Source organism: Algoriphagus sp. A40 (assembly GCF_002002735.1).
In the GTDB taxonomy this organism is placed as follows: Bacteria; Bacteroidota; Bacteroidia; order Cytophagales; family Cyclobacteriaceae; genus Algoriphagus.
The window spans coordinates 1-1,497 of the sequence record NZ_MUNY01000089.1; the positions used below are offsets into that span (position 1 = coordinate 1).

The 1,497-nt window shown below is 43.0% G+C and carries 1 protein-coding gene; it reads right to left on the reverse strand.

The annotated features are described in order from the left end of the window. Positions 1-198 precede the first annotated feature (198 nt). Positions 199-1,314 carry an alanine dehydrogenase gene (gene ald / locus B0E43_RS22540; protein ID WP_077353676.1) on the reverse strand — a complete coding sequence of 372 codons (1,116 nt, stop codon included), beginning with the start codon at positions 1,312-1,314 and terminating at the stop codon, positions 199-201. Between the last annotated feature and the right edge of the window lie 183 nt (positions 1,315-1,497).

Here is a 1,497-nt window from a genome sequence, read left to right on the forward strand (position 1 = left end):
AAAAAAAGAAATATGTTCTCAAGCTTGCAGCAGAAATGAATATGGAAGTATACCAGACAAAATAAACATTCGATAATTGAATAAAATCAAAATAAATATTATCTCGTCATTGGTAGCGGAGTCGAAGGGTAAAGCTTGAAAATAACAAAATCCCTCCGTTTGGCTCCAGAGGGATTGTCTTTTAAGTAAGGCTTTCGATCAAGCCAAGTATTTGTCTACCGGAGTATAAGGCATATTGAATGCCTGTGCAACGGCTTCGTATACAATTTCACCATTGATGACATTGAGGCCAGGTACAAGATCGGCATTCTCCTGAGCGGCTTTTTTCCAGCCCTTGTCAGCCAATTGCATGGCGTAAGGCAAAGTTGCATTAGTCAATGCAAGCGTAGAAGTATAAGGAACAGCACCCGGCATATTGGCTACGCAATAGTGCACTACATCGTCGATAATGTAAGTTGGGTTTTCGTGTGTAGTAGGCCGGCAGGTTTCGATGCAACCTCCTTGGTCTACCGCTACGTCCACCAAAACAGTTCCCGGTTTCATCTCCTTGAGCATATCTCGGGTGATCAAGTGGGGAGCTTTTGCACCGGGGATCAACACCGCACCAACGATCAGATCTGCATCCTTGATCAATTTGCGGATGTTGTATTCATTGGACATGATGGTCTTCACGTTGGCAGGCATCACGTCTGCGAGATATCTCATTCGCGGAAGAGACACATCCATGATAGTCACATCAGCTCCCAATCCGGCCGCCATCCAGGCAGCCTGGGTACCTACGATTCCTCCGCCCAAAATCAAAACTTTTGCAGGAAGTACACCCGGCACACCGCCGAGAAGAATGCCTCGACCTTTAAGTGGTTTTTCAAGATAGTTTGCTCCTTTTTGGATTGCCATTCTGCCGGCAACTTCAGACATAGGAACCAAAAGCGGTAAGCTACGGTCGGTCTTTTCAACAGTTTCATAGGCCAAACAAACAGCTTTGCTTTCCACCATAGCCTTGGTCAAAGGTTCGTAAGAAGCAAAGTGAAAATAGGTGAACAACAATTGATTTGCCTTAATCAGCTTGTATTCTGATTCAATCGGCTCCTTCACTTTCATGATCATTTCGGCGATTTCGTATGTCGCTTCGATGGTAGGAAGGATTTTAGCCCCTGCGGCTTCGTATTCAGCGTCCGGAAAACCACTTCCTTCTCCGGCTGTATGCTGGACATAGACATTGTGGCCTCTCTTGATCAGCTCTTTAGCTCCTGCCGGAGTGAGAGCAACCCTGTTTTCGTTGTTTTTGATTTCCTTAGGAACACCTATTATCATGGCTGAAATATTTGGATTTAAATTCTTGTCGTAAAGATAAGAAGCAATGAGAATCCAAAAAGCCAAATAAAAAATAGAATTTGGTATCGATTTGGTTTATATCTGTTTTTCGAAAGTTTATTCTATTTTTTGAGCTGAGGATTTATAAAATTCCAATATTTTATTTTTCAAAAGGGAAAATTC

Excerpts from the sequence above, each read along its gene's own strand:
- ald (WP_077353676.1), bottom strand. The coding sequence starts at position 1,314 with ATGATAATAGGTGTTCCTAAGGAAATCAAAAACAACGAAAACAGGGTT.